Consider the following 22,019-nt stretch of genomic DNA (forward strand, 5'->3'; position numbering starts at 1 on the left):
TGGTCGCCGGTTAAAGCTGATTGTCCGGCCAATTTTGCGTTACAAAGTCGGAACGGCAGATGCATTCGACAATCTCTCACCTCGCCGCCGGACCCGATAGGCGCCGGGCGCCTCCCCCATCGCGCGCCGGAAACGGCGGTTGAAGGTCGACAAATCGTTGAACCCCGCCTCGAAGGCGATCGTCGAGATCGCCTCGTCCGATATGCGCAGCCGCACCGCCGCCCTGTGCAGCTTGGTTTTCAGCAGGAACTGGTAGGGCGTCACGCCCGCCACGCGCCGGAAACTGCGTAGGAAATGGTAGGGGCTGGTCGCCGTCTCGCTTGCAAGCTCGGCTAGCGAGACCGGCCTTTCGGCATCCTTTTCAATGCGCCGTACCGCGTCCGCGACACGTTTCTGGTCGCGGCGGCTCGGTGACCGGGCAGCAGGCGTGGCGCCGGAGGCGGCGGCTGCGCCGGCAAGCCGCAGGCCGATTTCCTCGAATGCATCGACGTCGGTCATCTCGCGTGCGGATTCCGCCTCGGCAAACAGCGCTGCCAGCGCCGGCATGGGCGGCAGGCGCGGCATCTTGAAATTCAGCTTCTTTGCATCCGGCATGCCAGCGACGATCTGTTCCATATAGGCCGGCTCGAAATGGAAGGAGAGGCAACGGTCGCCAGCGCCATGCTCGTGTCCGCATTCATAGCATGTGCCGGGGTTGCCGAGCAGAAGCGCGCCCGGCGCCAGCATCGCGGTTCCCTGTTGCGCGCGGTAGCGGAATGTGCCGTTGGTCACGACGGCGATGCAGAAGTTGCGATGCTCTTCCTCGAACGGGCGATCAGCGGCGCCGGCGGTGCAGACCAAGTCCGAGACCTGCCAGCCTCGTCCGGACGCCAGTATGCGCGCGCTCGTTGTCATGGCTTGAAAGATAGCAATTTTTCCCAAGCACCAGAACCCTGCTGCCGCCTATTCCCACCAATCTCCTGACAAAATGGGGTCTCCTGACGGATGAGGTCGAAATCATGTTCAATTCATCTTCCTTTGCCGAAGCCCTGCATAGCAACGGCCCGGCCACGGACCTTGCCGAAAAACTGCACCTTTACGGCCGCTTCATCGGCGCCTGGACATTCGACGCCACGCGCCATCTCGAAGACGGCCAGGTGCTGACCGGGCGCGGCGAAGTACATTTCGGCTGGGTTCTCGAAGGCCGGGCGATCCAGGACGTATGGATCCTGCCCGCGCGCGACGCCGGCCCCTCGCCGTCGCTCGGCAAATGGACCTTCTATGGCACGACACTGCGCGTCTATGACCCCGGCGTCGACGCCTGGCACATCTTCTGGAGCGATCCGCGCACCCAATATTACAGCCGCCAGCTCGGCCGAGCCGAGGGCGACACCATCGTCCAGGAAGGCGCAGACGGTAGTGGCGCCTCGGTGCGCTGGAGTTTTTCCCGCATTACCGAAAATTCGTTCCGCTGGCTGGGCGAACGCTCGCAGGACGACGGCGCGACCTGGCGGCTCGAAGTCGAGTTCCTAGCGCGGCGAGCCGGCAGCACCTGACTTGCACGGTTTCCCCTGCCGCTGCTTTGCTCTACCAATGCAAGGTCTCGGGCACGGCCCGGCGGGGAGGGTTAGAGATGCCGAGCTTCGACAGCCTGTTCAACGCCTTCGTCACCATTCTCGTGACCATCGACCCGCCCGGCTTGGCGCCGCTTTTCCTCGCCGTGACACGCGGCATGAACCGCGAGGAGCGCAACCAGGTTTCCGTGCGCGCCTCGATCATCGGTTTCCTGGTGATGGCGCTGTTCGCAATCGCCGGCGCGTCGATCCTATCGGTGTTCGGCATCACACTGCCGGCCTTCCGCGTCGCCGGCGGGTTCCTGCTGTTCTTCATCGCCTTCGAAATGGTGTTCGAGCGCCGGCAGGACCGCAAGGAAAAGATCGGCGACGTCGCCATTACCAAGGACATGATCCACAACATCGCCGCCTTCCCGCTGGCGATCCCACTGATCGCCGGTCCGGGTGCGATCTCAGCGACCGTCCTGCTTTCCGGCTCTTTTCCAGGTTTTGGCGCGCAGGCAGCCCTTGTCGGCATCATCGCGATCTGCCTTGTTATCACCTATCTGGTGTTCGTGCTGGCCGAGCGCATCGACCGCATCCTCGGCCAGACCGGCCGCTCGATCCTGACGCGGCTGCTCGGGGTCATCCTGGCGGCGCTTGCCGTGCAGTTCGTCGCCGACGGTATCAAGGCCCTGATGGCGGCATGATACGAAAGCGGCCTCGCGGTTGATGCCGAGGCCGTTATTTTCTCAGTTCAGTTGCGTTTGCTTGAACGGATTTGTCGTCCATCTCGCGCAACGAACCGCCGCTACTGGACGCCTCGCGCCCCTTTTCGAGGATGTGCACCACATCATAGGCCGAGCAGCCGCCAGTGCCGAGCAGCACCAGTTCCATCGGGCTCGGCCCCGGCGTCTTGCCGTCCGGTCCGAACGCGGTCCCCAGCACCATTTTGTGGCCGCTGCCGGCCTCGCCGACGCACAAGGGGATTGGAAAGGCCGAGCAGCGCAGACGGTGCCGGGTTCCGGGGCTTCGGGTCGATGCGCTTGGCGGAGGCCGCGGTGGCGGACGTTAGGGAAAGAGCGCGCGAGCGGGAAGCCGAACAAGAAGTCCAAGCCAACGCCGGCCTAAACTTTAGCTATTGCTAATGGAATTTTTTAGTAGCAATATTGCCAGCACTGGTAAGCAGCTTAAGCTGCATAATTGCCGCAAGTTTCTTGATCGCTTTCTGTGAGGGGAGACTTCCATGGCTAAAGTCGGCCAAGATGACTATTGTGGACAATACTCATCAAACGATGATGAGGTGATGGCCAACATATCCGTCGGGAACGAAGAGTTTTACGTCCGCTACAGGAACTGGCGGGAGGCGGGAGAACCCAGTTCCACATTGGTCATGCTGAACATTTTCGGGACGACTGACGAAGCCGAAGCCAAGCTCAAGCTCGGGAGAGGCAGGAGCGGGAAAGGCGGCATCCTCAAGAAGGACTGCGAAGTGTTCAACACGTTTGTTTCTGAGCGCAGAAGAGTCGGACCCGTATTCGACGAAAATTTCGCGTCAAATCTCGAGTTTTTCAAAACCCCTGGTGGCAATCCCGCGCTAAAGGCGTTTCGGGCAACGCTCGCCAAGTATTTCTCGGGACTCGACCTGTCCGACGATGAAAAGTACATAATCAACGGCGCTTTGTTCGTGCGGGTCGACATTGATCCGGTCGTCGGCACCGGAGACCGACGCCTGTTCGCAATCCCTGCGTACGCCCTGCTCGCATACGACCAGAACCTGAAAGACAAGGCTTGGGACCTGATCGACGAACGGATCGGCAAAGCGCTCGATGTGGTGCGAAGCAACGTCATAAACGTAACGGGCGCGGTGCATCTCAGGCTAGGCGACGATGATTATCCCATTTACGAACCGATCGTCATTGGAGACGGAATGGTCATCATGGGCAGGGCCTGAGCAACTTCCGGTCGGGACATTAACCGAACTATTGCCAAACCGCGGCCTGCGACAAACGTTCGATGCGGCGCTTGCCTTGCGGCGTCACGCCGGCATCACGCGGATCGCAGACATAAGCGGGCTGGACGGTATCGGCCTCCCTGTAGTGTCGGTGGTTCGCCCAAACTCCCGATCGATGAGCGTGTCATCGGGCAAGGGAACGACCGATCTGGAGGCACGCGTTTCCGGAGTCATGGAAGCGCTTGAACTCTTCCATGCGGAAGAATTTTCCGACTGGCTGCCGTTCGGCGAGGTCTCGCATCTTGCGGCCGCGCCAGACCTTGGCGGTTTCCCGAAATCTGTCCGACCGGGCGGCAAGTGCCAGACCGATAGCTTACCGAGGATGGCTGTCGGGTACGACCTGTTCTCAGGAGTTCAGGCGGCGGTTCCCTTTGACCTGGTCCACGCCGATTTCTCGACTGAAGCCGTCAGGAACAACGACGGCTTTCTCGTCAGCAGCAACGGCCTCGGGGGCGGAAGCTCCAGCGGCGAGGCCATAGCGCATGGACTGTGCGAGGCCATTGAAGGCGATGCGGTCGCGCTCTACCGGACATCTTCGCCTGACTCCTTCTCCAGGGTCGCCTGGGATTCGGTCGAAGACCCGACAGTGTGCCGCCTTTTGGATGCCTGCCGCATACGCGGTGTCAGCGCCGCAGCTTGGGACATCACGACCGACGTCATGGTGCCGGCCTTCTACTGTCGGCTTGTCGAGCGCAGTAAGGGGCCATCCAGCCTTGCAAGCTCCACTGACGGGGCCGGTTGCCATCCCGATCCGGCCGTCGCGCTGAGGCGCGCTTTCATGGAGGCGATCCAGACAAGGGTGCTGCTCGTCTCGGGGGCGCGCGACGACATTCGAGCGCGGTTTTATTCCGCCAGAAACCCTGCTCCCGAAGACAGGGGAACGGAATCCCGGTTTCCCGCGGAAACCGGTTGCAAGTCGTCAGCCGACGGGATGATCGGGTTCATCCTGGAACGGCTGGAAGACGCCGGTTTCTCCCGGGCGGTGACCGTCGACCTGAAGAGCAAATCGCCGGAACTCGCGTTCGCCAGGGTTGTCGTTCCGGGTTTGGAGGGGTTTCCGCACTCTCGAGGATACAGGCCCGGAGCACGAGCGACAAAGGCAAGGATTCGGTCATGAATACGGTCGTCTTTTCGGGACCAACTCTTCGGCCGGGACTTCGGGGGACTGTTGCCGATCCGGAGATCAAATGGTGGCCGCCCGCGAAGCGTGGCGACATCTATCTGGCAGCAAGCAGTCCGGACGTTTCCGTCATAGGCCTGATCGACGGATTTTTCGGAAACGTTCCCGCCGTGCTTCACAAAGAAATACTCTGGGCCCTTGAACGCGGCTGCGCCGTATTCGGCGCGGCGAGCATGGGCGCGCTTCGTGCCGCGGAACTGCATCCGTTCGGAATGGTCGGGATCGGCGCGATTTTCCGAGATTTCGCAAACGGACGCCTCTCCAGGGACGACGAAGTCGCGATCGAACACGGCCCTGCCGAACTCGGCTACCCTCCTGTCTCCGAGGCGCTCGTCAACATTCGCTACACGCTGGCCAACGCCGCCGCGCACGGAAGAATCACCGAGGACGTCCGCGGGGAACTGGCCGAGATCGCGATCCGTACGTTCTACCCACGCCGGAACCTCGGAGACTGCTTCGACGCCTTCAACGCCCGCCATCCCGATAACCGTGTTTCGGCAGCGGCCCGGGACTGGGTCATGCAAAACCGGGTTGACCAAAAAATGCTCGATGCCCTGGAACTTGTTGCCGCCGTGAGAGCGCTGAAGCACAGCGACGCCAAGCCTGCCCGTGTGCCTTTCACGTTCCACGAGACTGAGTTCTTCACTGACTTCCGCGCTTCAGTGGACAATCCGATCGTACGTGATTTCGCGTAAAGCCGGATCAGGCGACATCCTGTGCTTCACTGGCATGTGCCATCCTTGCTTCGCAGTCTGCCGAAAGCTTCAAATATCGTGGGTGGTCCCGGATCGGCTCGAGATCGAGGTCCAGTTTCATCCACAGGAGGAATTCGGTTGGCTTCCTGGGGATGCTGGCTTCAAGAAGGTCCATCGCCCGCTCCGGCTCTCCCATTTGGGCAAACGCACAGGCAAGGTTGTATTGATCGGTCGCGTCGTCGGGTTCGATGATCAGCGCGCGGTGGATCCACTCGCTGGCGCGTTCCTTTTCGCCGAGCCTGGCAAGGGCGAGCGCCCCGTGCGCGAGGGCGTTGGCGTTGTCGGGCCGGGCTGCTACCTCCCTCTCGATGCGCTCAAGCGCACGGTATGTCGCGGTCGCGGACTCCTCATTGCGGCCGAGCGACTTTAGCGACAGGGCGAGCAGGTTCAGCGAAGTATGGTCTGATTCAAGTAACCGGGACGCCTCCTCGAAATGACCTACAGCTTCCTCGTACTTTCCGAGTTCGAGATAGGTGGTGCCGAAGTTGTGGTGCACGTCGAATGAATCCGGCTCAAGCCGCAGAGATTCGCGGTGCGCGGCGAGGGCCTCCTCGAACTTGCCTTCTTCCGCCATGATGCGTCCCATTGCGGCGTGTGCTTCCGCCAACGTCGGATCGGCGGACAAGGCCTTCTGGGCGGCTTCGAATCCGGAATCCGACGTCCGGCCGCTGTGATTGAGATACGAAAGGCAGAGCGCGGACAAGGCCCATGCGCGGGCGTATTCCGGGTCTGACTGGAGAGCCTGCCGGCAGAAACGCAGGGCGATCTCGTAGTTCCTCGCGCCGCGCAGGTTCAAATAGCGGCGGCCCATCAGGTACATCCGATAGGCCTCAGTGTCGTAGGTCGACCTGGCCTCGATCGCGCGTTCTTCTTCCGGCAGGAGCCTGACCTTCAGAGCTGAAACGATAGCCAGCGAAAGATCGTCCTGAAGTTCAAAAACATCGCTTAGGTTACGGTCGTATCGCTCTGCCCACACATGTGCGTCGCTGGCTGCGTCGATGAGCTGCGCGCTGATACGGACGCGTCCGCCGGACTTGCGAACGCTGCCTTCGAGCACATAAGCGACCTGCAGTTCCCTGGCGGCGTGGCCGACATTGACGGCCCTGCCCTTGAACGTAAATGCCGTGCTGCGGGAGAGCACCTTGAGTGCCGATATCTTGGACAAGTCAGTGATGATGTCGTCGGTAATGCCGTCGCTGAAATACTCCTGTTCAGGGTCGCCACTCACATTGGCGAACGGAAGCACGGCGATTGAAATGCCCGCCTTATGGACTTCCTTCGACCCCCCTAGCCGCGACTGGCCGGACGGAGGGTTAGAAACCATGTACGCCCGCACTGGCTGAGCGATGTTCTTCAGCGTCTTCTCGCCCATGTCTTCGAGGTGAAAGCCGACCTTGCCCCGAACCTGGCTGTAAACAGCTTCCGACACGAGAACGCTCCCCGGAACCGCGAGATGTTCCAAGCGCGACGCAATGTTGACGCCTTCCCCGTAAAGGTCGTCACCTTGGACGATCACATCGCCCAAACTGATTCCTATGCGGTAGACCAGTTGCCTGTCAGGCGTTATCCCGACGTTGGCTGTGGCCAACGCTGCCTGTAGCTCGACGCCGCATTCCACTGCCCCGACGGCACTTGGAAACTCCAGAAGGACACCGTCCCCAATGAGCTTGACCACTCGTCCTTTGTGCAAAGCAACGACTGGCTCTATGATTTCAGCATGGCGCGCCCTCAAGGCCGCAAGGGTAGCGGCTTCGCTTGCCTGCATGAGGCGGCTGTAACCCGCCACGTCGGCGAATAGGACTGCTGCGAGACGGCGCTCCACGTTCCTCTCCAGAACCGCAGATTACCATAGGGCATCCGCTGGTGGCCATTGGCCTGTTGCGGTGCGCCAGAGCGCCAATCCAGTATGAAAACTCAACCGAATAGTGACCCTATATCGACTAGGATAATCTGACGATTCATTTCGAAAATGAGTGCTGGCAGGGGTTCTAGAAGGCGCCGATCATGACCCGGCTGCTCGGTGTCATCCTGGCGGCGCTCGCCGTGCAGTTCGTCGCCGATGGCGTCAAGGCGCTGATGGCAGGATGAAAATGAAAGCGGCCTCGCGCTTGACTGCCGAGGCCGTCATTTTCGGCGCCCCAGCTCGCGCGGCGAACCGCCGCCACCAGGCGCTATCCTATCTAGCCGTCGTATCGATGACTTCGAAGTCGTGGGTGATCTCGGCGGTCTTGGCTATCATTGCCGAGGCCGAGCAGTATTTTTCGATCGAAAGGTTGATCGCCCGCCTCACCTTGTCGGGCGAAAGCGCCCGGCCCTTTACGATAAAATGCATATGGATGCGCGTGAACACCCTGGGATCGACTTCCGCCCGGTCGGCGTCGAGCTCGACCACGCAGTCTTCGACCGCCTCGCGCCCCTTTTCGAGGATGTGAACCACATCATAGGCCGCGCAGCCGCCGGTGCCGAGCAACACCAGTTCCATCGGGCTCGGCCCCGGCGTCTTGCCGTCCGGTCCGAACGCGGTTCCCAACACCAGCTTGTGACCGCTGCCGGACTCGCCGACAAAGGTGCGCTCCTCGACCCATTTGACCCGTGCTTTCACCTGATATGTCCTTTCACCGCGCACCACTCAAACGCAGAACGTCCCGAAAATCCAAGACAGATTTTCGGGACGCCAATTCGTGGCCTCAAGTAGCTGGCGTTTTTCGCCCGCGTAAGGGCCATCCGCCCTTAGGATTCAGAACGGGATTTCGTCGTCCAGTTCGCGCGACGAACCGCCGCCACCACCCTTGTTTCCGCCACCGCCGCCGCGATTGAAACTCTCGCCCGGGCCCGACTGGCCGAAATCGGAACCGCGGCTGCTGCCGCCACCGGCATAGCTGCCGACCTGACCGCCCTCGCCCTGCCCGCGTGCGTCGAGCATCTGCAGCTCACCGCGGAATTTCTGCAGCACGATTTCGGTCGTGTAGCGATCATTGCCGGTCTGGTCCTGCCATTTGCGCGTCTGCAATTGGCCCTCGACATAAACCTTCGCACCCTTCTTCAGATACTGCTCGGCGACCTTGGCGAGCTGGTCGTTGAAGATGACGACATTGTGCCACTCGGTCTTTTCCTTGCGTTCGCCGGAAGTCTTGTCGCGCCAGCTTTCCGACGTGGCGACGCGGATGTTGACGACCGGCTCACCCGAATTCAAACGGCGGATTTCCGGGTCCGCCCCGAGATTGCCCACCAGAATGACCTTGTTGACGCTACCCGCCATCATACTTCTCCGCGCTCATCCGAAACAAAATTTCTGTCGCATACCTTATAGACTGCGGACAATCGCCGCCTGCCGTGGCTGCCTTTTCCCACAAGGTTTTTGTTCTCTTTTCGTTCTAGGAGTTCTACCGTGAACTGTCAAGGAATGTCAGCAATCGCTGGGTTGGCCACGCCATTTCATATGGGCGCAAAAGACCGCTTGCCAAATCGATAAGTGTAGACTTATGCTTCCCCCATGATCGAAGCAGAGATTTTTCGAGCACTTTCCGACCCGACACGCCGCGCCGTCTACGAACGGCTCGCCGCCGGCGAGATGACGGTGTCGGAACTGCGCAGCGGCATGACCGTGTCGCAACCGGCCGTGTCGCAGCATCTCGCGGTATTGCGCGGCGCCGGCCTTGTGGCCGAGCGGCGGGCCGGCCGCAACGCCTATTATCGCGCCGATCCGCAAGGGCTTGACCCTCTGCTCGGCTGGATCGAACGCTACCGTGCGTTCTGGCCCGAGCGTATCGAACGGCTCAAGGCGGTTTTGAAGGATATGGACCAATGACGGTAAAACAGCATTCGGACATCGCAGCAGACTCGATCGAGTTCGAGTGCGAGCTTCCAGACCCGCCGGAAAAAGTGTGGCGGGCGCTGACGGTGCCGGACCTGCTCGCGGCCTGGATGATGCCGAACGACATCAAGCCCGAGATCGGCAGCCGCTTTGCCTTTGCCAAGGCGGATGCGCGATCGAGTGCGAAATCCTCGACGCCGAGCCCGGACGCCTGCTGCGCTATTCTTGGCGGGAGCGAGCAGCGCCGGGCAATGCACCGGATCCGTTTGACAGTATCGTCACCTTCACGCTCGACCGCACCGTGTCGGGCGGCACGCATCTGCGCATCGTCCACGATGGATTTGCGCGGGTCGCTACGCCTGCGGTTGCGATGGTGGGCGCCGGTTGCCGGCTTTCGCTCAACGCACACCGCCCCAAACAGACCATTGCCGCAAACACGCCTCGCCTCTTCCTGCGCGCGGCCTGAGCGACACAACGGAGAAAAGCGATGAGCGGTTTTGCCAATCTGGTGCCGATGGTGATCGAGCAGTCGAGCCGCGGCGAACGCGCCTTCGACATTTTTTCGCGGCTGCTGCGCGAGCGCATCGTCTTCATCAACGGAGAGATCAACGACGGCGTGTCGGCGCTGGTCTGTGCGCAGCTTCTGTCGCTGGAATCCGACAATCCAGACAAGGAGATCTCGCTCTACATCAACTCGCCGGGCGGCGTGGTGACCAGCGGCTTCGCCATCTACGACACGATGCAATACATCTCTTGCCCCGTATCCACCGTCTGCATGGGCTTTGCCGCGTCGATGGCCTCGTTCCTGCTGATGGCTGGCACTCCGGGGCGACGCATCGCGCTGCCCAACACCAGCATCGTGCTGCACCAGCCGCTGGGCGGTTTTCAGGGCCAGGCTTCCGATATCCAGCGTCACGCCGAAGGCATCCTGCGCACCAAGAAGCGCATGACCGAACTCTATGCGCATCACTGCGGCCGCACCTATGAAGAGGTCGAACGCACGCTCGACCGTGACTATTTCATGACCGCCGCGGAGGCAAAGACATGGGGCCTTGTCGACCATGTTTTTGATACGCGCAAGAAGGCGGCGTGAAGCAAGCCGGCTCACACGCGGCAATTTGATCGCAGCGGTCTGGCCTGGTGCGCGGCGTAACACTATAGTCCGCAAAATGACCGACAGCCGCTCATCAAGACCATTGCGCCTTGCCGCCGCAGCACTTGCCAGTGCCGGCTTGCTGACCGGCAACGCGTTTGCCGATGACAGTTCGCCGCAAAAAGACACGCTGCCCGGCGTGGCCGACGACTATCGCATCGCCAAGCCGGCTCCCGAGCCCGACGATGCCGTGCCCGGCAACGGTAACGGCGAGTTCAAGATCGGCGATACCGATGTCAGGATTTCCGGCAGCATAACCTTCGATGTCGGCGCCGGCGCGGTCAACGCGCCCAGGCGATAGACAGTCTTCATCGCTGGCACAATCTGAAGGTGCTCGTGCTCGCGGTTGTCTGAAATGAACAGCCCCGCCGCTGCTTCCGCATACGGTCGGGGCTTTCTTGGATCTAAAATCCAATTCGCCGGGAGTACACTGCCGGCTTTTGATTTCGGATGCTTCGCGGCGTTCAGCCGACGATCCGACTAGTAGTCTCTGATTTTAGTGGGATCGGCAGGTCACGGTTTGTCGGGCGGCGCACACGCCTGGCCCTGGCACTTATGCCTGCCGCGGCTCCAGCGACACGTGGAGCCTCAAGGGACTGTCCGGTGGAGTCATTCCTCTGCTCTCCTTTTCTGTCCATTGCGACCGGTGTCGCCCGAAGCGCACATCGCAAAAGCCTGCGGCGTCTCGCAGGCCGCCATAAGGTGGCGAGGCCATCGAAAGACGGTCGGCTCCGGTGACATTGGGAGTCTGACTCTGCGAGGCCGGAACGTCAACAGTTGGATAGCCGATTACAGAAAATGTGATCGCTCGTGTGGCGAATCCGAAATTTGCATCCGTTTTGAGCAGCGCGGCGTCGGCCTTGGATTAGAACGCTACTTGCTGCGTTCGCAAGCTGACAAAGTCTGGGAACTCAAAGTCCACTTGATCGGGCGCTTTGTGAAGCTGGTTTCATGGACGCTTTTGTCAGGAGCGTGTTCGGTCTTTGTTCTTTCCGCTTGCTCGCTCGCGCGAAAGACGGTTAAAGGCTTTGGTCGAGAGTTGTGGCGTCTCTCGAAAAGGTGACGAAATTACCTACATAGGGGATGGCCGGGACAACCTGCCATCCCATGAGATTCCAGATCTGAGGCGGCGACCGGCGATGGCCGACCATAAATATCTTTCCATTCGCGGGGCGCGCGAACACAATCTGAAGAATGTCGATCTCGACCTGCCGCGTGACAGCCTGATCGTCATGACCGGCCTGTCGGGGTCCGGCAAGTCGTCGCTCGCCTTCGACACCATCTATGCCGAGGGCCAGCGCCGCTATGTCGAGAGCCTGTCGGCCTATGCCAGGCAATTCCTCGAAATGATGCAGAAGCCTGATGTCGACCAGATCGACGGTCTGTCGCCGGCTATCTCCATCGAGCAGAAAACCACGTCGAAGAACCCGCGCTCGACGGTCGGCACCGTCACCGAGATCTACGACTACATGCGGCTGCTGTTCGCGCGCGTCGGCATCCCCTATTCGCCGGCCACCGGCCTGCCGATCGAGAGCCAGACGGTGTCGCAGATGGTCGACCGCGTGCTGGCGGTCGAAGAAGGCACGCGCCTGTTCATCCTGGCGCCGATGGTGCGCGGCCGCAAAGGCGAGTACCGCAAGGAACTGCTGGAGCTGCAGAAGAAGGGTTTTCAGCGGGTCAAGGTCGACGGTGTCTTTTACGAAATCGCCGACGTGCCGGCGCTGGACAAGAAGTACAAGCATGACCTCGACGTGGTCGTCGATCGCATCGTCGTGCGCGGCGATCTGGCGACGCGGCTTGCGGATTCCATCGAAACCGCGCTGAAGCTCGCCGACGGGCTGGCGGTGGCCGAATTTGCCGACCGGCCGCTCGACGCCAGCCAGACCGGCGAGGATTCGGTCAACAAGTCGAAGAACGAGACGCATGAGCGCATCCTGTTCTCGGAAAAATTTGCTTGTCCGGTATCCGGCTTCACCATCCCCGAAATCGAACCCAGGCTGTTCTCCTTCAACAACCCGTTCGGCGCCTGCCCGACCTGCGACGGCCTCGGCAGCCAGCGCGCCATCGACGCCAGCCTGATCGTGCCCGACGACAACCTGTCGCTGCGTGCCGGCGCCGTCAGCCCGTGGGCGAAATCGACCTCGCCCTACTACGTGCAGACGCTGGAAGCGCTCGGCAAGGCCTATGGCTTCAAGCTCGGCGACAAGTTCAGGGATCTGACCGAAGAGGCAAAGCATGCCATCCTGCATGGCACCGGCGAGCGCGAGGTCACCTTCCAGTATGATGACGGCCTGCGTTCCTATAAGACGACGAAAACCTTCGAGGGCGTCATTCCCAATCTGGAGCGGCGCTGGAAGGAGACCGAATCGGCCTGGATGCGCGAAGAGATCGAGCGCTTTATGTCGGCCACGCCTTGCCCGGCCTGCCGCGGCTACCGTCTGAAGCCGGAATCGCTTGCGGTGAAGGTCGCCGGAAAGCATATCGGCGAGATCACCGAGCTGTCGATCCGCAAAGCCGACCATTGGTTCACCGAGCTGCCCGCCTCGCTCAGCGACAAGCAGAACGAGATCGCGGTGCGCGTGCTCAAGGAGATCCGCGAGCGGCTGCGCTTCCTCAACGATGTCGGGCTCGACTATCTGACGCTGTCGCGCAATTCCGGCACGCTGTCGGGCGGTGAGAGCCAGCGCATCCGGCTAGCCTCGCAGATCGGCTCCGGCCTGACCGGCGTGCTCTATGTGCTGGACGAGCCGTCGATCGGCCTGCACCAGCGCGACAATGCGCGGCTCCTCGACACGCTGAAGCATCTGCGCGACATCGGCAACACGGTGATCGTCGTCGAGCATGACGAGGACGCCATCCTGCATGCCGACTATGTCGTCGATATCGGCCCAGCCGCCGGCATCCATGGCGGCCACATCATCGCCCAGGGAACGCCGCAGCAGATCATGGCGAGCCCCGCTTCGATCACCGGTAAATATCTGTCGGGCGAGCTTGAAGTGGCCACACCTGCGGTGCGGCGCGAGGCCAAGAAGAACCGGCGCCTGAAGATCGTCGGCGCGCGCGGCAACAATCTGAAGAACGTCACCGCCGAAATCCCGCTCGGCACGTTCACCGCCGTCACCGGCGTGTCCGGCGGCGGCAAGTCGACCTTCCTGATCGAGACGCTGTTCAAGGCGGCTTCGCGCCGCATCATGGGTTCGCGCGAGCATCCGGCCGAGCATGACCGCATCGAGGGGCTCGAATTCCTCGACAAGGTCATCGATATCGACCAGTCGCCGATCGGAAGGACGCCGCGCTCCAATCCCGCCACCTACACCGGCGCATTCACGCCGATCCGCGACTGGTTCGCCGGGCTGCCGGAGTCCAAAGCGCGCGGCTATCAGCCAGGTCGCTTCTCGTTCAACGTTAAGGGCGGCCGCTGCGAGGCCTGCCAGGGCGACGGCGTCATCAAGATCGAGATGCACTTCCTGCCCGACGTCTACGTCACCTGCGACGTCTGCCATGGCAAGCGCTACAATCGCGAAACGCTCGACGTCTTGTTCAAGGGCAAGTCGATTGCCGACGTCCTCGACATGACGGTCGAGGAAGGCGTCGATTTCTTCGCCGCCGTGCCCGGCGTGCGCGACAAACTGGAGACTCTGAAGCAGGTCGGCCTCGGCTACATCCATGTCGGCCAGCAGGCGACGACTTTGTCGGGCGGCGAGGCGCAGCGCATCAAACTCGCCAAGGAGCTGTCGCGCAAGGCGACCGGCAAGACGCTCTACATTCTCGACGAGCCGACCACCGGACTGCATTTCCACGACGTCGCCAAGCTGCTCGAAGTGCTGCACGAACTGGTCGATCAAGGCAACACGGTCGTCGTCATCGAGCACAATCTCGAGGTGATAAAAACCGCCGACTGGGTGCTCGACCTCGGTCCCGAAGGCGGCGACGGTGGCGGCGAGTTGGTGGCGTCGGGCACGCCGGAGGACATCGTTCGCGAGAAGCGCAGCTACACCGGCCAGTTCCTGCGAGAATTGCTGGAGCGGCGGCCCGGAGGCAAGCGCGAAGCGGCGGAGTGAATGAGGACTGGCTGGCGTTTGGAAGAACTTTTAAATGAAGATCAGAAAAGCGCTTGCCGGTGATCTTGATGCAGTCGTCCGGCTGACCGAAGCGGCCTATGCGCCCTACACCGCCTTGCTTGGCGCGCCGCCAATCCCGGTCACTGAGGATTATGCTCCACGGATCGAACGTGGCGAAGTCTGGCTGCTGGAGAACGGCAAGGAGGTGGCCGGACTTCTGGTTCTCGAACGGCACCCGGATCACGCGATGATTTTCAGCGTCGCGGTCGCGCCAGCCTTCCAGGGCAAGGGCTTCGGCATCGCGCTGCTCAACTTCGCTGACGAGCAGGCACGGCTGTGGCATCTGCCGGAGGTGCGGCTCTACACCAACGCCAGGATGGAACGGAACATTGCGCTCTACACAGCCTACGGCTTTCGCGAGACAGGCCGCCGGCCAAACCCCTATCGGCCGGGATGGATGGTCGTCGACATGGCAAAGCCGGTCGAAACCGTGAGCCGGCTTGATCGCTTTTTAGGGAGGACGACAATGAGCAGCCATGGAACAATCCGCGCCGGCATGGGCGGCTGGACCTTCGAGCCATGGGATACGTCCTTCTATCCGGACAAGCTCCCCAAGGCCAAGCAACTGAACTATGCCAGCCGGCAGGTGCCGAGCATCGAGGTCAACGGCACCTATTATTCGAGTTTCAAGGAGCCGACCTTCGTCAAATGGGCTAACGAGGCGCCGGACGGCTTCGTCTATTCGCTGAAAGGCAACCGCTTCGTCACCAACCGCCGCGTGCTCGGCGAGGCCGGCGAGTCGATGATGCGCTTTCTGGGATCGGGTGTCGCCGCACTCGGCGATAAGCTCGGGCCGATCCTGTGGCAGTTCGCGCCGACGAAAAAGTTCGATCCGGACGATTTCGAAGCCTTCCTCAAACTGTTGCCGGAAAAACAGGACGGCGTTGCGCTGCGCCACGCGATCGAGGTGCGCAACGACAGTTTTGTCGTGCCGGAATTCGCCGCGCTGGCACGCAAATACAAGGTCGCGATCGTCTATGCCGACCACGCCAAATATCCTGGTATTGCCGACGTCACCGGGGATTTCATCTATGCCCGGCTGCAGACCGGCAGCGACGACAATCCCGACTGCTATACGCCCAAGGGGCTCGACGAGTGGGCGGCGCGGGCGAAGGTCTGGGCGAAAGGCCAGGCGCCGGCCGATCTGCCGCGCGCCGATGCGGCAACCGATGCACCGGTCAAACCGCGTGATGTGTTCGTCTACTTTATCACCGAGGGCAAGGTCCGCGCGCCGTTCGGCGCCATGGCGCTGATGAAGCGTGTTACAGGCTAACGGCCTGGAATTGTGACATCTTCATCACCATCGTAACCTTATCGATACCTCCTTGCTGCATGAATCCGCGGAGCTAGGGCAGCCGCGGGTTAGGGCATGTCGCTCGACTACCACTCACTTCTGCTGGCCGTCGGTTTTTCCGCCGCCTGCCTGAGCCTGACGTTGTTCGGCATCTGGCTGACTGCGCGAACCGAAAAGTTCCTGCTGACATGGTCGATCAGTGCGCTGTTGATCGTCGGCGACGTTTTTATCTACGAAGATTATATCGAGACGCCCGGACGCATTCTCGGCATCGCGACGTTCACGCTGCTCCTGGTGGGGTTCTCGACCATGCTGGGCGCCGCCTACCAGTTCAGGTCGGGCCGATCGCCGATCCCGCTGACGGTTCTCGGCAGCTGCATCACACTTGCCCTGGCGCTACCGCCGATGGCGCTCGGCTATGACGGCCTCGGCTTCATTTTCGAAAATTCCCTTGCCGCCCTGCTGCTGTTTGCAACGGCCTATCAGTACTGGATCGGGCGCGCCGAGGCCCCCGTCCCGATCGTCGGCCTCGCCGTGCTCTACTCGACCACCGGCATTTCCTTCCTGCTGTGTGCCATGGCTCTGGCATGGGATGGGAAGCTTGTCCTCGGACATGCGCCCAGCAACTGGGCCGAGGATCTGAGCCTCGTCATCGTCATTGCCGGCCTGACCGGCATTGGCGCGCTTTCGCTGGCGCTCAACCAGGGCCGTCTGGCTCGGCATCACCGTCTGGATGCGCTGACCGATCCGCTGACCGGCCTTCTCAATCGCCGCGCCCTGTTCGATCTCAATGGCGACGCCCCGATCGGAGCCTTCACGGCGGTCGTCGTATTCGACCTCGACGGCTTCAAGGCCATCAATGATGAATTCGGCCACGCTACCGGCGATCAGGTGCTGAAAGTGTTCGCCGAGGAACTCACCGAGGCCCTTCGCCCGACCGATGTCGCCGCGCGCATGGGCGGTGAGGAATTCGCGCTGGTTCTGAAGCGGACGCTGCCCGAAACGGTGGAATTCACCGCCGAGCGTATACGCAGCGCCTTCGCCGCGCGCGTCATCGTGACCGAAACCCGTCCGCTGACATGTACGGTCAGCGCCGGATACGCTTTCGGCAGCAAGGACGGGATGAGCTTCGACAAAGTGCTCAGCGCCGCCGACAAGGCGCTGTATACGGCCAAGCGCAGCGGCCGCAACCGCGTCGCGGCCTCGACATTGCTACGAGCGAGCTAGCCGCTTGCGGCGGGCAGCCGCCCCCTCCGCCAGCTCTTATGCTGCCATGACGATTTCGTTGTAGGCATCGAGATCGACGTAGAAGACCTTGGTGATCTCCGCAATCAGCTCGTCGTGATCGTATCCTTGCGATTTCAGAATATTGATGGCGGTCATGATGTCGACGCGCTCGATGAGCCGTCGTTTCTGGTAGTCCTCGACATAACGTTCCATCGGCTGTCCCTGGCGCCAAATGCCCCAATGTATTGAACAACGATCAGATCGCAGGAATGGGGCTGCTCGCATGGAACATGCCGGCTGAGCCCGCGCCTCACCTTGATCTGTCAACGAGACTGATACGGAAAGCGGCCGACTCAACAAGGCCAAGTAAAGCCTAGCATGCAATCTTCAGCGCGCCAGAGTTGCAAACGGTGGGATTGAAGAAAATCTCGTAGGCCTTTGTGATTTCGTCATCCCTGGGTCTGCGCCACGCCGCTTCGCTCCTTGCTTCGCCCTAAGATGGCGACGGGAGAGATGTTTCGGCTAATCCTGGAGGTTTGCGACTAGACGGTCAGGAACTTCCTGACGTCCGCCCGGTCGAGATCCTCGGCCGGGCCGGTGTGGACGATCTGGCCGCGGTCCATGATGTTGACCTCATCCGCCAGTTCCCGGCAGAAATCCAGATATTGTTCGACCAAAAGCACGGCGATGCCTGCCTGGTCGCGCAGATAGCGGATGGCGCGGCCGATGTCTTTGATGATCGACGGCTGGATGCCTTCAGTCGGCTCGTCGAGCACCAAGAGCTTCGGCCGCATCACCAATGCCCTGCCGATGGCGAGCTGCTGCTGCTGGCCGCCGGAGAGGTCACCGCCGCGGCGCGCCAGCATCTGCTTCAGCACCGGAAACAATTCGAAGATGTGGCCGGGAATGTTGCGATCGGCGCGCTTTAACGGCGCAAAGCCCGATTCGAGGTTTTCCCGCACGGTGAGCAGCGGGAAGATCTCCCTGCCCTGTGGCACGAATGCGATGCCCGACCGGGCGCGATCATACGCCGCGCTCCGGTCGAGCGCCTTCCCCTCGAAGGCAACACTTCCGCTCGTCAGCCGGTGGTGGCCGACGATCGATCTCATCAAACTGGTTTTGCCAACGCCATTGCGGCCGAGCACGCAGGTGATCTTGCCCGCGCCGGCCTTGAGCGAGACGCCGCGCAGCGCCTGGGCGGCGCCATAGTGGAGCGTGGCGTTGGAGACTTCGAGCATGGTCAGCGCCTTCTCCAACGCCTGAAGAACGAAAGGTCGAAATGATGGAACGGAACGCGCCAGACCATATTCATCTCCCCAGGTAGACTTCGACGACACGCTCGTCGGCCGAAACGAAATCGAGCGAGCCTTCGGAAAGGACCGAGCCTTCGTGCAGGCAGGTGACCTTGACGCCGAGCTCGCGCACGAAATGCATGTCGTGCTCGACGACGATGACCGAATGATCGCGCGCAATATCCTTGAGCAGCCGCGCAGTTTCCTCGGTCTCGGCGTCGGTCATGCCGGCGACCGGTTCATCGACCAGCAGTAGTTTTGGATCCTGTGCCAAGAGCATGCCGATCTCGAGCCATTGCTTCTGGCCATGGCTGAGATTGGCGGCGATTTCGTCGCGCTTGTCGCCGAGCCGGATGACGCCGAGGATCTCTTCGATTTGCCGCACTTCCGCCGCCGAGCGGCGATGGAACAGCGCTGGGAAAATCGAGCGCGGGCCTTTCAGCGCCAGCATCAGATTCTCTTCGATCGTGTGGCTTTCGAAGACGGTCGGCTTCTGGAATTTCCTGCCGATGCCCATCATGGCGATCTCGGCCTCGTCATGTTTCGTCAGGTCGACCTGACCGTCGAAGTAAACCTCGCCCTGGTCGGGCCGCGTCTTGCCGGTGACGATGTCCATCATCGTGGTCTTGCCGGCGCCGTTGGGACCGATGATCGCGCGCATCTCGCCCTTGTCGAGCACCAGCGACAAATTGTTGATGGCGCGAAAGCCGTCGAAGGAAACCGAGACGCCGTCGAGATAGAGGATCGTGTTCGACTTCGACATCGCTCTACTCCGCCGGCTGCGGTTCAGGGCCGGAAGCGGACCAATCGCCGGGCGCTCTCGCCGCACCGCGAACGACCTTCGGTGGCGCCGGGACGTCAGGATCGGTGCCGGCTTCCTCGGCGATCGAGGCCGCGCGGAGCGCCTTGGCATTGCCACGCCAGGAATCCCACATGCCGATAATGCCCTTGGGCAGGAACAGCGTGACGGCGACAAACAGCCCGCCCAGCGCAAACAGCCAGAACTCGGGCAGCACGCCGGTGAACCAGGATTTTCCGGCATTGACCACAAGCGCACCAATGATCGGCCCGACGATGGTACCGCGTCCGCCAACGGCTGCCCACACCACGACCTCAATCGAATTCGACGGTTCAAACTCGCCCGGATTGATGATGCCGACCTGCGGCACGTAGAGCGCTCCGGCGATACCGGCCATGACGGCCGAAACGGTGAAGGCGAACAGTTTGACGTTCTCCGCCCGCCAGCCGAGAAAGCGCGTGCGGCTCTCGGCGTCACGCACCGCCATCAGCAGCTTGCCGTATTTGGAACCGACGATGGCCCAGGTGACGTAGACGGCGAGCGCGAGCGTGACGGCGCTGGCCGCGAACAACGCCGAGCGTGTCGCATCGGCCTGCACGTTGAAGCCCAGAATATCCTTGAAATCGGTCAGGCCGTTGTTGCCGCCGAAACCCATGTCGTTGCGGAAAAACGCCAGCAGCAGCGCATAGGTCATCGCCTGGGTGATGATCGAAAGATAAACGCCGGTGACGCGGCTGCGGAAGGCGAACCAGCCGAACACGAAGGCGAGCAGGCCGGGCACCGCTAGCACCATGATCGCGGCAAACCAGAAATGGTCGAAACCGTACCAGAACCATGGCAATTCCTTGTAGTTCAGGAAAACCATGAAATCGGGCAGCACAGGATTGCCGTAGACGCCGCGCGAGCCGATCTGGCGCATCAGATACATGCCCATCGCATAACCGCCGAGCGCGAAGAAGGCACCGTGGCCGAGCGAAAGGATGCCGCAATAGCCCCAGACGAGATCGAGCGCCAAGGCTAGCAGCGCGTAACACAGATATTTGCCGGTGAGCGCGACGATATAGGACGGCACGTAGAACGCACTCGTCGGCGAGACCGCAAGATTGAGCAGCGGCACGATGATGGCGACCGCCAGCAGGATGAAGATGGTGATGGCGATGCGGCGGTCGGCGCCGGCGGCGAAGAAGCGTCCCGTGATCATGCTTCCACCGACCTGCCCTTCAGCGCGAACAAGCCGCGCGGGCGTTTCTGGATGAATAGGATGATGAGGACCAGGACGACGATCTTGCCGAGGACTGCCCCGGCATAAGGTTCGAGGAACTTGTTGACGATGCCGAGCGAGAAGGCGCCGACCAGCGTGCCCCAGAGATTGCCGACGCCGCCGAAGACGACGACCATGAAGCTGTCGATGATGTAGCCGCGGCCGAGATTGGGCGAGACATTGTCGATCTGGCTGAGCGCGACGCCGGCGATGCCGGCGATGCCGGAGCCCAATGCGAAGGTCAGTGCGTCGACCCATGGCGTCCTGATGCCCATCGACGCGGCCATGCGGCGGTTGGCGGTGACGGCGCGCATCTGCAGGCCCCAGGGCGTGCGCTTCATCACATAGAGCAGCACCGCGAACACGCCGAGCGCGAATACCAGTATCCAGAGCCGGTTCCAGGTGATTGCAAGCTGGCCGACATCGAACGATCCGGACATCCAGGAGGGATTGCCGACCTCCTGGTTCGTCGGTCCAAAGATGGTGCGCACCGCCTGCTGCAGGATCAGCGAGACGCCCCATGTCGCCAGAAGCGTCTCCAGCGGGCGGCCGTATAGGAAACGGATGACGCCGCGCTCGATGGCAAGGCCGACGAGCGCCGCGACGAGGAAGGCGAGCGGCAGTGCGATGGCCAGCGACCAGTCGAACAGGCCGGGAAAGGAATTGCGGATCACTTCCTGCACGACAAAGGTGGTGTAGGCGCCGAGCATGACCATCTCGCCATGCGCCATGTTGATGACGCCCATGACGCCGAAGGTGATGGCGAGGCCGATCGCCGCGAGCAGCAGCACCGACCCCAGCGAAATGCCGTACCAGATGTTCTGGCCAGCATCCCACAGCGCCAGCGTCGAATTTATGTTACCGATCGCCGCCGTCGCCGCGTCCTTGACCGTGCCCTCGGAATTGGCCTCGACGGAGGTGAGCAGGGACACCGCGTTGCGGTCGCCGCGCGCGCCGATCAGGGCGATGGCCGCCAGTTTGTCGGCCTCCGGCCTGTCCGATACCAGAACGGATGCGGCGCGGGCCTGTTCGAGCAACGCTTTGACGCTTGCCACGGTTTCGCTGGCGATCGCGGCATCGAGGGGCTCGATGTTTGTGGCATCGGGCGTCTTGAACATTGTGTCGGCGGCAGCGATGCGCGCAGCCGGGTCCTTCGCGCCGAGCGTCAGTGTGCCCAGAGCATCGCGGACGGCGCGGCGCAGCGTGTTGTTGACCTTGATCTTGGTGATCTCGCCCTTGGCCGCATCGCCGGATTTTTCACCGCTCAGCGGATCGAGCAACTCAACGCTACCGCCACCTTCCTTGCCGATGAAAACCAGGGAATCGGCCTTGCGGACGTAGAGATTGCCCTCCGCAAGCGCGCCAAGCGGGCGTTCGACGGCAGTATCGCCGGTGGCCGCGAGCTCGTCCACGACGGCTTCGATCGCCGAAAAATTCGAGGCGGAGGCAAATTTGGCGATGATGGCGCGCAGATCCGCTTCGGCAGCGTTCGACGGCAACAGCATCCCCAGGAGGAGCAGCAGCGTCAGCCCAATCGCGCGGATGAAGATCATCGGTTTCTGGCGACTCTCGAAGGG

The 22,019-nt window shown here is 61.8% G+C and carries 21 protein-coding genes and 4 pseudogenes; 15 read left to right on the top strand and 10 right to left on the bottom strand.

Annotated features, from left to right (window positions below; all coding sequences use genetic code 11):
* Positions 1–39: 39 nt before the first annotated feature.
* Positions 40–894, bottom strand: coding sequence for an AraC family transcriptional regulator (locus ABID19_RS23450; RefSeq protein WP_354493316.1), 855 nt, complete (start codon positions 892–894; stop codon positions 40–42).
* Between the two features lie 104 nt (positions 895–998).
* Here ABID19_RS23450 and ABID19_RS23455 point away from each other — a divergent pair, with 104 nt between their 5' ends.
* Together ABID19_RS23455 and ABID19_RS23460 are read left to right on the top strand one after the other, a co-directional pair.
* Complete coding sequence (locus tag ABID19_RS23455) at positions 999–1,535, top strand: hypothetical protein (protein WP_354493317.1); 537 nt, start codon at positions 999–1,001, stop codon at positions 1,533–1,535.
* Positions 1,536–1,612: 77 nt separating this feature from the next.
* The gene (locus tag ABID19_RS23460) at positions 1,613–2,242 is read left to right on the top strand and encodes a MarC family protein (RefSeq protein WP_029352879.1); all 630 of its coding nucleotides are present in this window, start codon (positions 1,613–1,615) and stop codon (positions 2,240–2,242) included.
* A gap of 109 nt (positions 2,243–2,351) precedes the next feature.
* On the opposite strand, the pseudogene ABID19_RS23465 reads toward ABID19_RS23460, so the two are convergent.
* Positions 2,352–2,543 (bottom strand): annotated as a pseudogene (locus ABID19_RS23465) (hypothetical protein); the annotation flags it as partial.
* Between the two features lie 235 nt (positions 2,544–2,778).
* Between ABID19_RS23465 and ABID19_RS23470 the strand changes: the two are divergent.
* The 3 genes from ABID19_RS23470 to ABID19_RS23480 all read left to right on the top strand — a co-directional run bounded on the left by ABID19_RS23470 (position 2,779) and on the right by ABID19_RS23480 (position 5,421).
* Positions 2,779–3,486: a hypothetical protein gene (locus ABID19_RS23470; protein ID WP_354493318.1), complete on the top strand. Its 708-nt coding sequence runs from the start codon at positions 2,779–2,781 to the stop codon at positions 3,484–3,486.
* 76 nt (positions 3,487–3,562) lie between these two features.
* The gene (locus ABID19_RS23475; RefSeq protein ID WP_354493319.1) at positions 3,563–4,663 is read left to right on the top strand and encodes a YcaO-like family protein; all 1,101 of its coding nucleotides are present in this window, start codon (positions 3,563–3,565) and stop codon (positions 4,661–4,663) included.
* Positions 4,660–5,421 (top strand): TfuA-like protein, encoded by a 762-nt coding sequence (locus ABID19_RS23480; protein WP_354493320.1) that lies wholly within the window; start codon positions 4,660–4,662, stop codon positions 5,419–5,421. The genes ABID19_RS23475 and ABID19_RS23480 overlap by 4 nt, the downstream gene beginning before the upstream one ends.
* A 7-nt stretch (positions 5,422–5,428) precedes the next feature.
* On the opposite strand, the gene ABID19_RS23485 is transcribed toward ABID19_RS23480, so the two are convergent.
* Positions 5,429–7,303, bottom strand: a complete 1,875-nt coding sequence (locus tag ABID19_RS23485; protein WP_354493321.1) for an adenylate/guanylate cyclase domain-containing protein — start codon at positions 7,301–7,303, stop codon at positions 5,429–5,431.
* Positions 7,304–7,482: 179 nt separating this feature from the next.
* Between ABID19_RS23485 and ABID19_RS23490 the strand changes: the two are divergent.
* A pseudogene (locus tag ABID19_RS23490) lies at positions 7,483–7,569 on the top strand (MarC family protein); the annotation flags it as partial.
* An 88-nt stretch (positions 7,570–7,657) separates the two neighbouring features.
* Here the strand turns inward: ABID19_RS23490 and ABID19_RS23495 are convergent.
* On the bottom strand, positions 7,658–8,083 hold the full coding sequence (locus tag ABID19_RS23495; protein ID WP_354493322.1) for an OsmC family protein: 426 nt from the start codon (positions 8,081–8,083) through the stop codon (positions 7,658–7,660).
* Positions 8,084–8,218: 135 nt separating this feature from the next.
* Entirely contained in the window at positions 8,219–8,740 is a 522-nt protein-coding gene (gene ssb, locus ABID19_RS23500) for a single-stranded DNA-binding protein (protein ID WP_095485305.1), read from the bottom strand.
* Positions 8,741–8,974: 234 nt separating this feature from the next.
* On the opposite strand from ssb, the gene ABID19_RS23505 reads away from it, so the two are divergent.
* The 9 genes and pseudogenes from ABID19_RS23505 (at position 8,975) to ABID19_RS23545 (ending at position 17,090) form a co-directional block, all read left to right on the top strand.
* Positions 8,975–9,289, top strand: coding sequence for an ArsR/SmtB family transcription factor (locus ABID19_RS23505; RefSeq protein ID WP_095492810.1), 315 nt, complete (start codon positions 8,975–8,977; stop codon positions 9,287–9,289).
* Positions 9,286–9,408: pseudogene (locus ABID19_RS23510) on the top strand (SRPBCC family protein); the annotation flags it as partial. The gene ABID19_RS23505 and the pseudogene ABID19_RS23510, both read left to right, overlap by 4 nt.
* Complete coding sequence (locus ABID19_RS23515) at positions 9,366–9,761, top strand: SRPBCC domain-containing protein (RefSeq protein ID WP_354493323.1); 396 nt, start codon at positions 9,366–9,368, stop codon at positions 9,759–9,761. The pseudogene ABID19_RS23510 and the gene ABID19_RS23515, both read left to right, overlap by 43 nt.
* 21 nt (positions 9,762–9,782) lie before the next feature.
* Positions 9,783–10,388 carry an ATP-dependent Clp protease proteolytic subunit gene (locus ABID19_RS23520; RefSeq protein ID WP_352934628.1) on the top strand — a complete coding sequence of 202 codons (606 nt, stop codon included), beginning with the start codon at positions 9,783–9,785 and terminating at the stop codon, positions 10,386–10,388.
* Between the two features lie 76 nt (positions 10,389–10,464).
* Entirely contained in the window at positions 10,465–10,749 is a 285-nt protein-coding gene (locus ABID19_RS23525; RefSeq protein ID WP_354493324.1) for a hypothetical protein, read from the top strand.
* Between the two features lie 838 nt (positions 10,750–11,587).
* Positions 11,588–14,509, top strand: a complete 2,922-nt coding sequence (uvrA, locus tag ABID19_RS23530) for an excinuclease ABC subunit UvrA (RefSeq protein WP_354493325.1) — start codon at positions 11,588–11,590, stop codon at positions 14,507–14,509.
* Positions 14,510–14,543: 34 nt separating this feature from the next.
* Positions 14,544–14,975, top strand: a pseudogene (locus ABID19_RS23535) (GNAT family N-acetyltransferase); the annotation flags it as partial.
* A 60-nt stretch (positions 14,976–15,035) separates the two neighbouring features.
* On the top strand, positions 15,036–15,842 hold the full coding sequence (locus ABID19_RS23540; protein WP_354493494.1) for a DUF72 domain-containing protein: 807 nt from the start codon (positions 15,036–15,038) through the stop codon (positions 15,840–15,842).
* Positions 15,843–15,938: 96 nt separating this feature from the next.
* Positions 15,939–17,090 carry a GGDEF domain-containing protein gene (locus ABID19_RS23545; RefSeq protein WP_354493326.1) on the top strand — a complete coding sequence of 384 codons (1,152 nt, stop codon included), beginning with the start codon at positions 15,939–15,941 and terminating at the stop codon, positions 17,088–17,090.
* Positions 17,091–17,126: 36 nt separating this feature from the next.
* On the opposite strand, the gene ABID19_RS23550 is transcribed toward ABID19_RS23545, so the two are convergent.
* The 5 genes from ABID19_RS23550 to urtB form a co-directional block, all read right to left on the bottom strand.
* The gene (locus ABID19_RS23550) at positions 17,127–17,303 is read right to left on the bottom strand and encodes a hypothetical protein (protein WP_354493327.1); all 177 of its coding nucleotides are present in this window, start codon (positions 17,301–17,303) and stop codon (positions 17,127–17,129) included.
* A gap of 329 nt (positions 17,304–17,632) precedes the next feature.
* Positions 17,633–18,328, bottom strand: coding sequence for an urea ABC transporter ATP-binding subunit UrtE (urtE, locus tag ABID19_RS23555; protein WP_292502702.1), 696 nt, complete (start codon positions 18,326–18,328; stop codon positions 17,633–17,635).
* A gap of 70 nt (positions 18,329–18,398) precedes the next feature.
* A complete protein-coding gene (urtD, locus tag ABID19_RS23560; RefSeq protein WP_354493328.1) occupies positions 18,399–19,145 on the bottom strand; it encodes an urea ABC transporter ATP-binding protein UrtD in 747 nt (248 codons plus the stop codon).
* Between the two features lie 4 nt (positions 19,146–19,149).
* The gene (urtC, locus tag ABID19_RS23565) at positions 19,150–20,382 is read right to left on the bottom strand and encodes an urea ABC transporter permease subunit UrtC (protein WP_354493329.1); all 1,233 of its coding nucleotides are present in this window, start codon (positions 20,380–20,382) and stop codon (positions 19,150–19,152) included.
* A complete protein-coding gene (urtB, locus tag ABID19_RS23570; RefSeq protein ID WP_354493330.1) occupies positions 20,379–21,995 on the bottom strand; it encodes an urea ABC transporter permease subunit UrtB in 1,617 nt (538 codons plus the stop codon). Before urtB ends, urtC begins: the two co-directional genes overlap by 4 nt.
* Positions 21,996–22,019 lie beyond the last annotated feature (24 nt).

The sequence above is a fragment of the Mesorhizobium robiniae genome, from assembly GCF_040545535.1.
Lineage (GTDB): Bacteria > Pseudomonadota > Alphaproteobacteria > Rhizobiales > Rhizobiaceae > Mesorhizobium > Mesorhizobium robiniae.

Coding starts and splice junctions, on each gene's coding strand:
- ABID19_RS23505 (WP_095492810.1), top strand. CDS start 8,975: ATGATCGAAGCAGAGATTTTTCGAGCACTTTCCGACCCGACACGCCGC.
- ABID19_RS23545 (WP_354493326.1), top strand. CDS start 15,939: ATGTCGCTCGACTACCACTCACTTCTGCTGGCCGTCGGTTTTTCCGCC.
- ABID19_RS23460 (WP_029352879.1), top strand. CDS start 1,613: ATGCCGAGCTTCGACAGCCTGTTCAACGCCTTCGTCACCATTCTCGTG.
- ABID19_RS23450 (WP_354493316.1), bottom strand. CDS start 894: ATGACAACGAGCGCGCGCATACTGGCGTCCGGACGAGGCTGGCAGGTC.
- ABID19_RS23520 (WP_352934628.1), top strand. CDS start 9,783: ATGAGCGGTTTTGCCAATCTGGTGCCGATGGTGATCGAGCAGTCGAGC.
- ssb (WP_095485305.1), bottom strand. CDS start 8,740: ATGGCGGGTAGCGTCAACAAGGTCATTCTGGTGGGCAATCTCGGGGCG.
- uvrA (WP_354493325.1), top strand. CDS start 11,588: ATGGCCGACCATAAATATCTTTCCATTCGCGGGGCGCGCGAACACAAT.
- urtC (WP_354493329.1), bottom strand. CDS start 20,382: ATGATCACGGGACGCTTCTTCGCCGCCGGCGCCGACCGCCGCATCGCC.
- ABID19_RS23470 (WP_354493318.1), top strand. CDS start 2,779: ATGGCTAAAGTCGGCCAAGATGACTATTGTGGACAATACTCATCAAAC.
- ABID19_RS23455 (WP_354493317.1), top strand. CDS start 999: ATGTTCAATTCATCTTCCTTTGCCGAAGCCCTGCATAGCAACGGCCCG.
- ABID19_RS23550 (WP_354493327.1), bottom strand. CDS start 17,303: ATGGAACGTTATGTCGAGGACTACCAGAAACGACGGCTCATCGAGCGC.
- urtD (WP_354493328.1), bottom strand. CDS start 19,145: ATGTCGAAGTCGAACACGATCCTCTATCTCGACGGCGTCTCGGTTTCC.
- ABID19_RS23540 (WP_354493494.1), top strand. CDS start 15,036: ATGAGCAGCCATGGAACAATCCGCGCCGGCATGGGCGGCTGGACCTTC.
- ABID19_RS23525 (WP_354493324.1), top strand. CDS start 10,465: ATGACCGACAGCCGCTCATCAAGACCATTGCGCCTTGCCGCCGCAGCA.
- urtE (WP_292502702.1), bottom strand. CDS start 18,328: ATGCTCGAAGTCTCCAACGCCACGCTCCACTATGGCGCCGCCCAGGCG.
- urtB (WP_354493330.1), bottom strand. CDS start 21,995: ATGATCTTCATCCGCGCGATTGGGCTGACGCTGCTGCTCCTCCTGGGG.
- ABID19_RS23480 (WP_354493320.1), top strand. CDS start 4,660: ATGAATACGGTCGTCTTTTCGGGACCAACTCTTCGGCCGGGACTTCGG.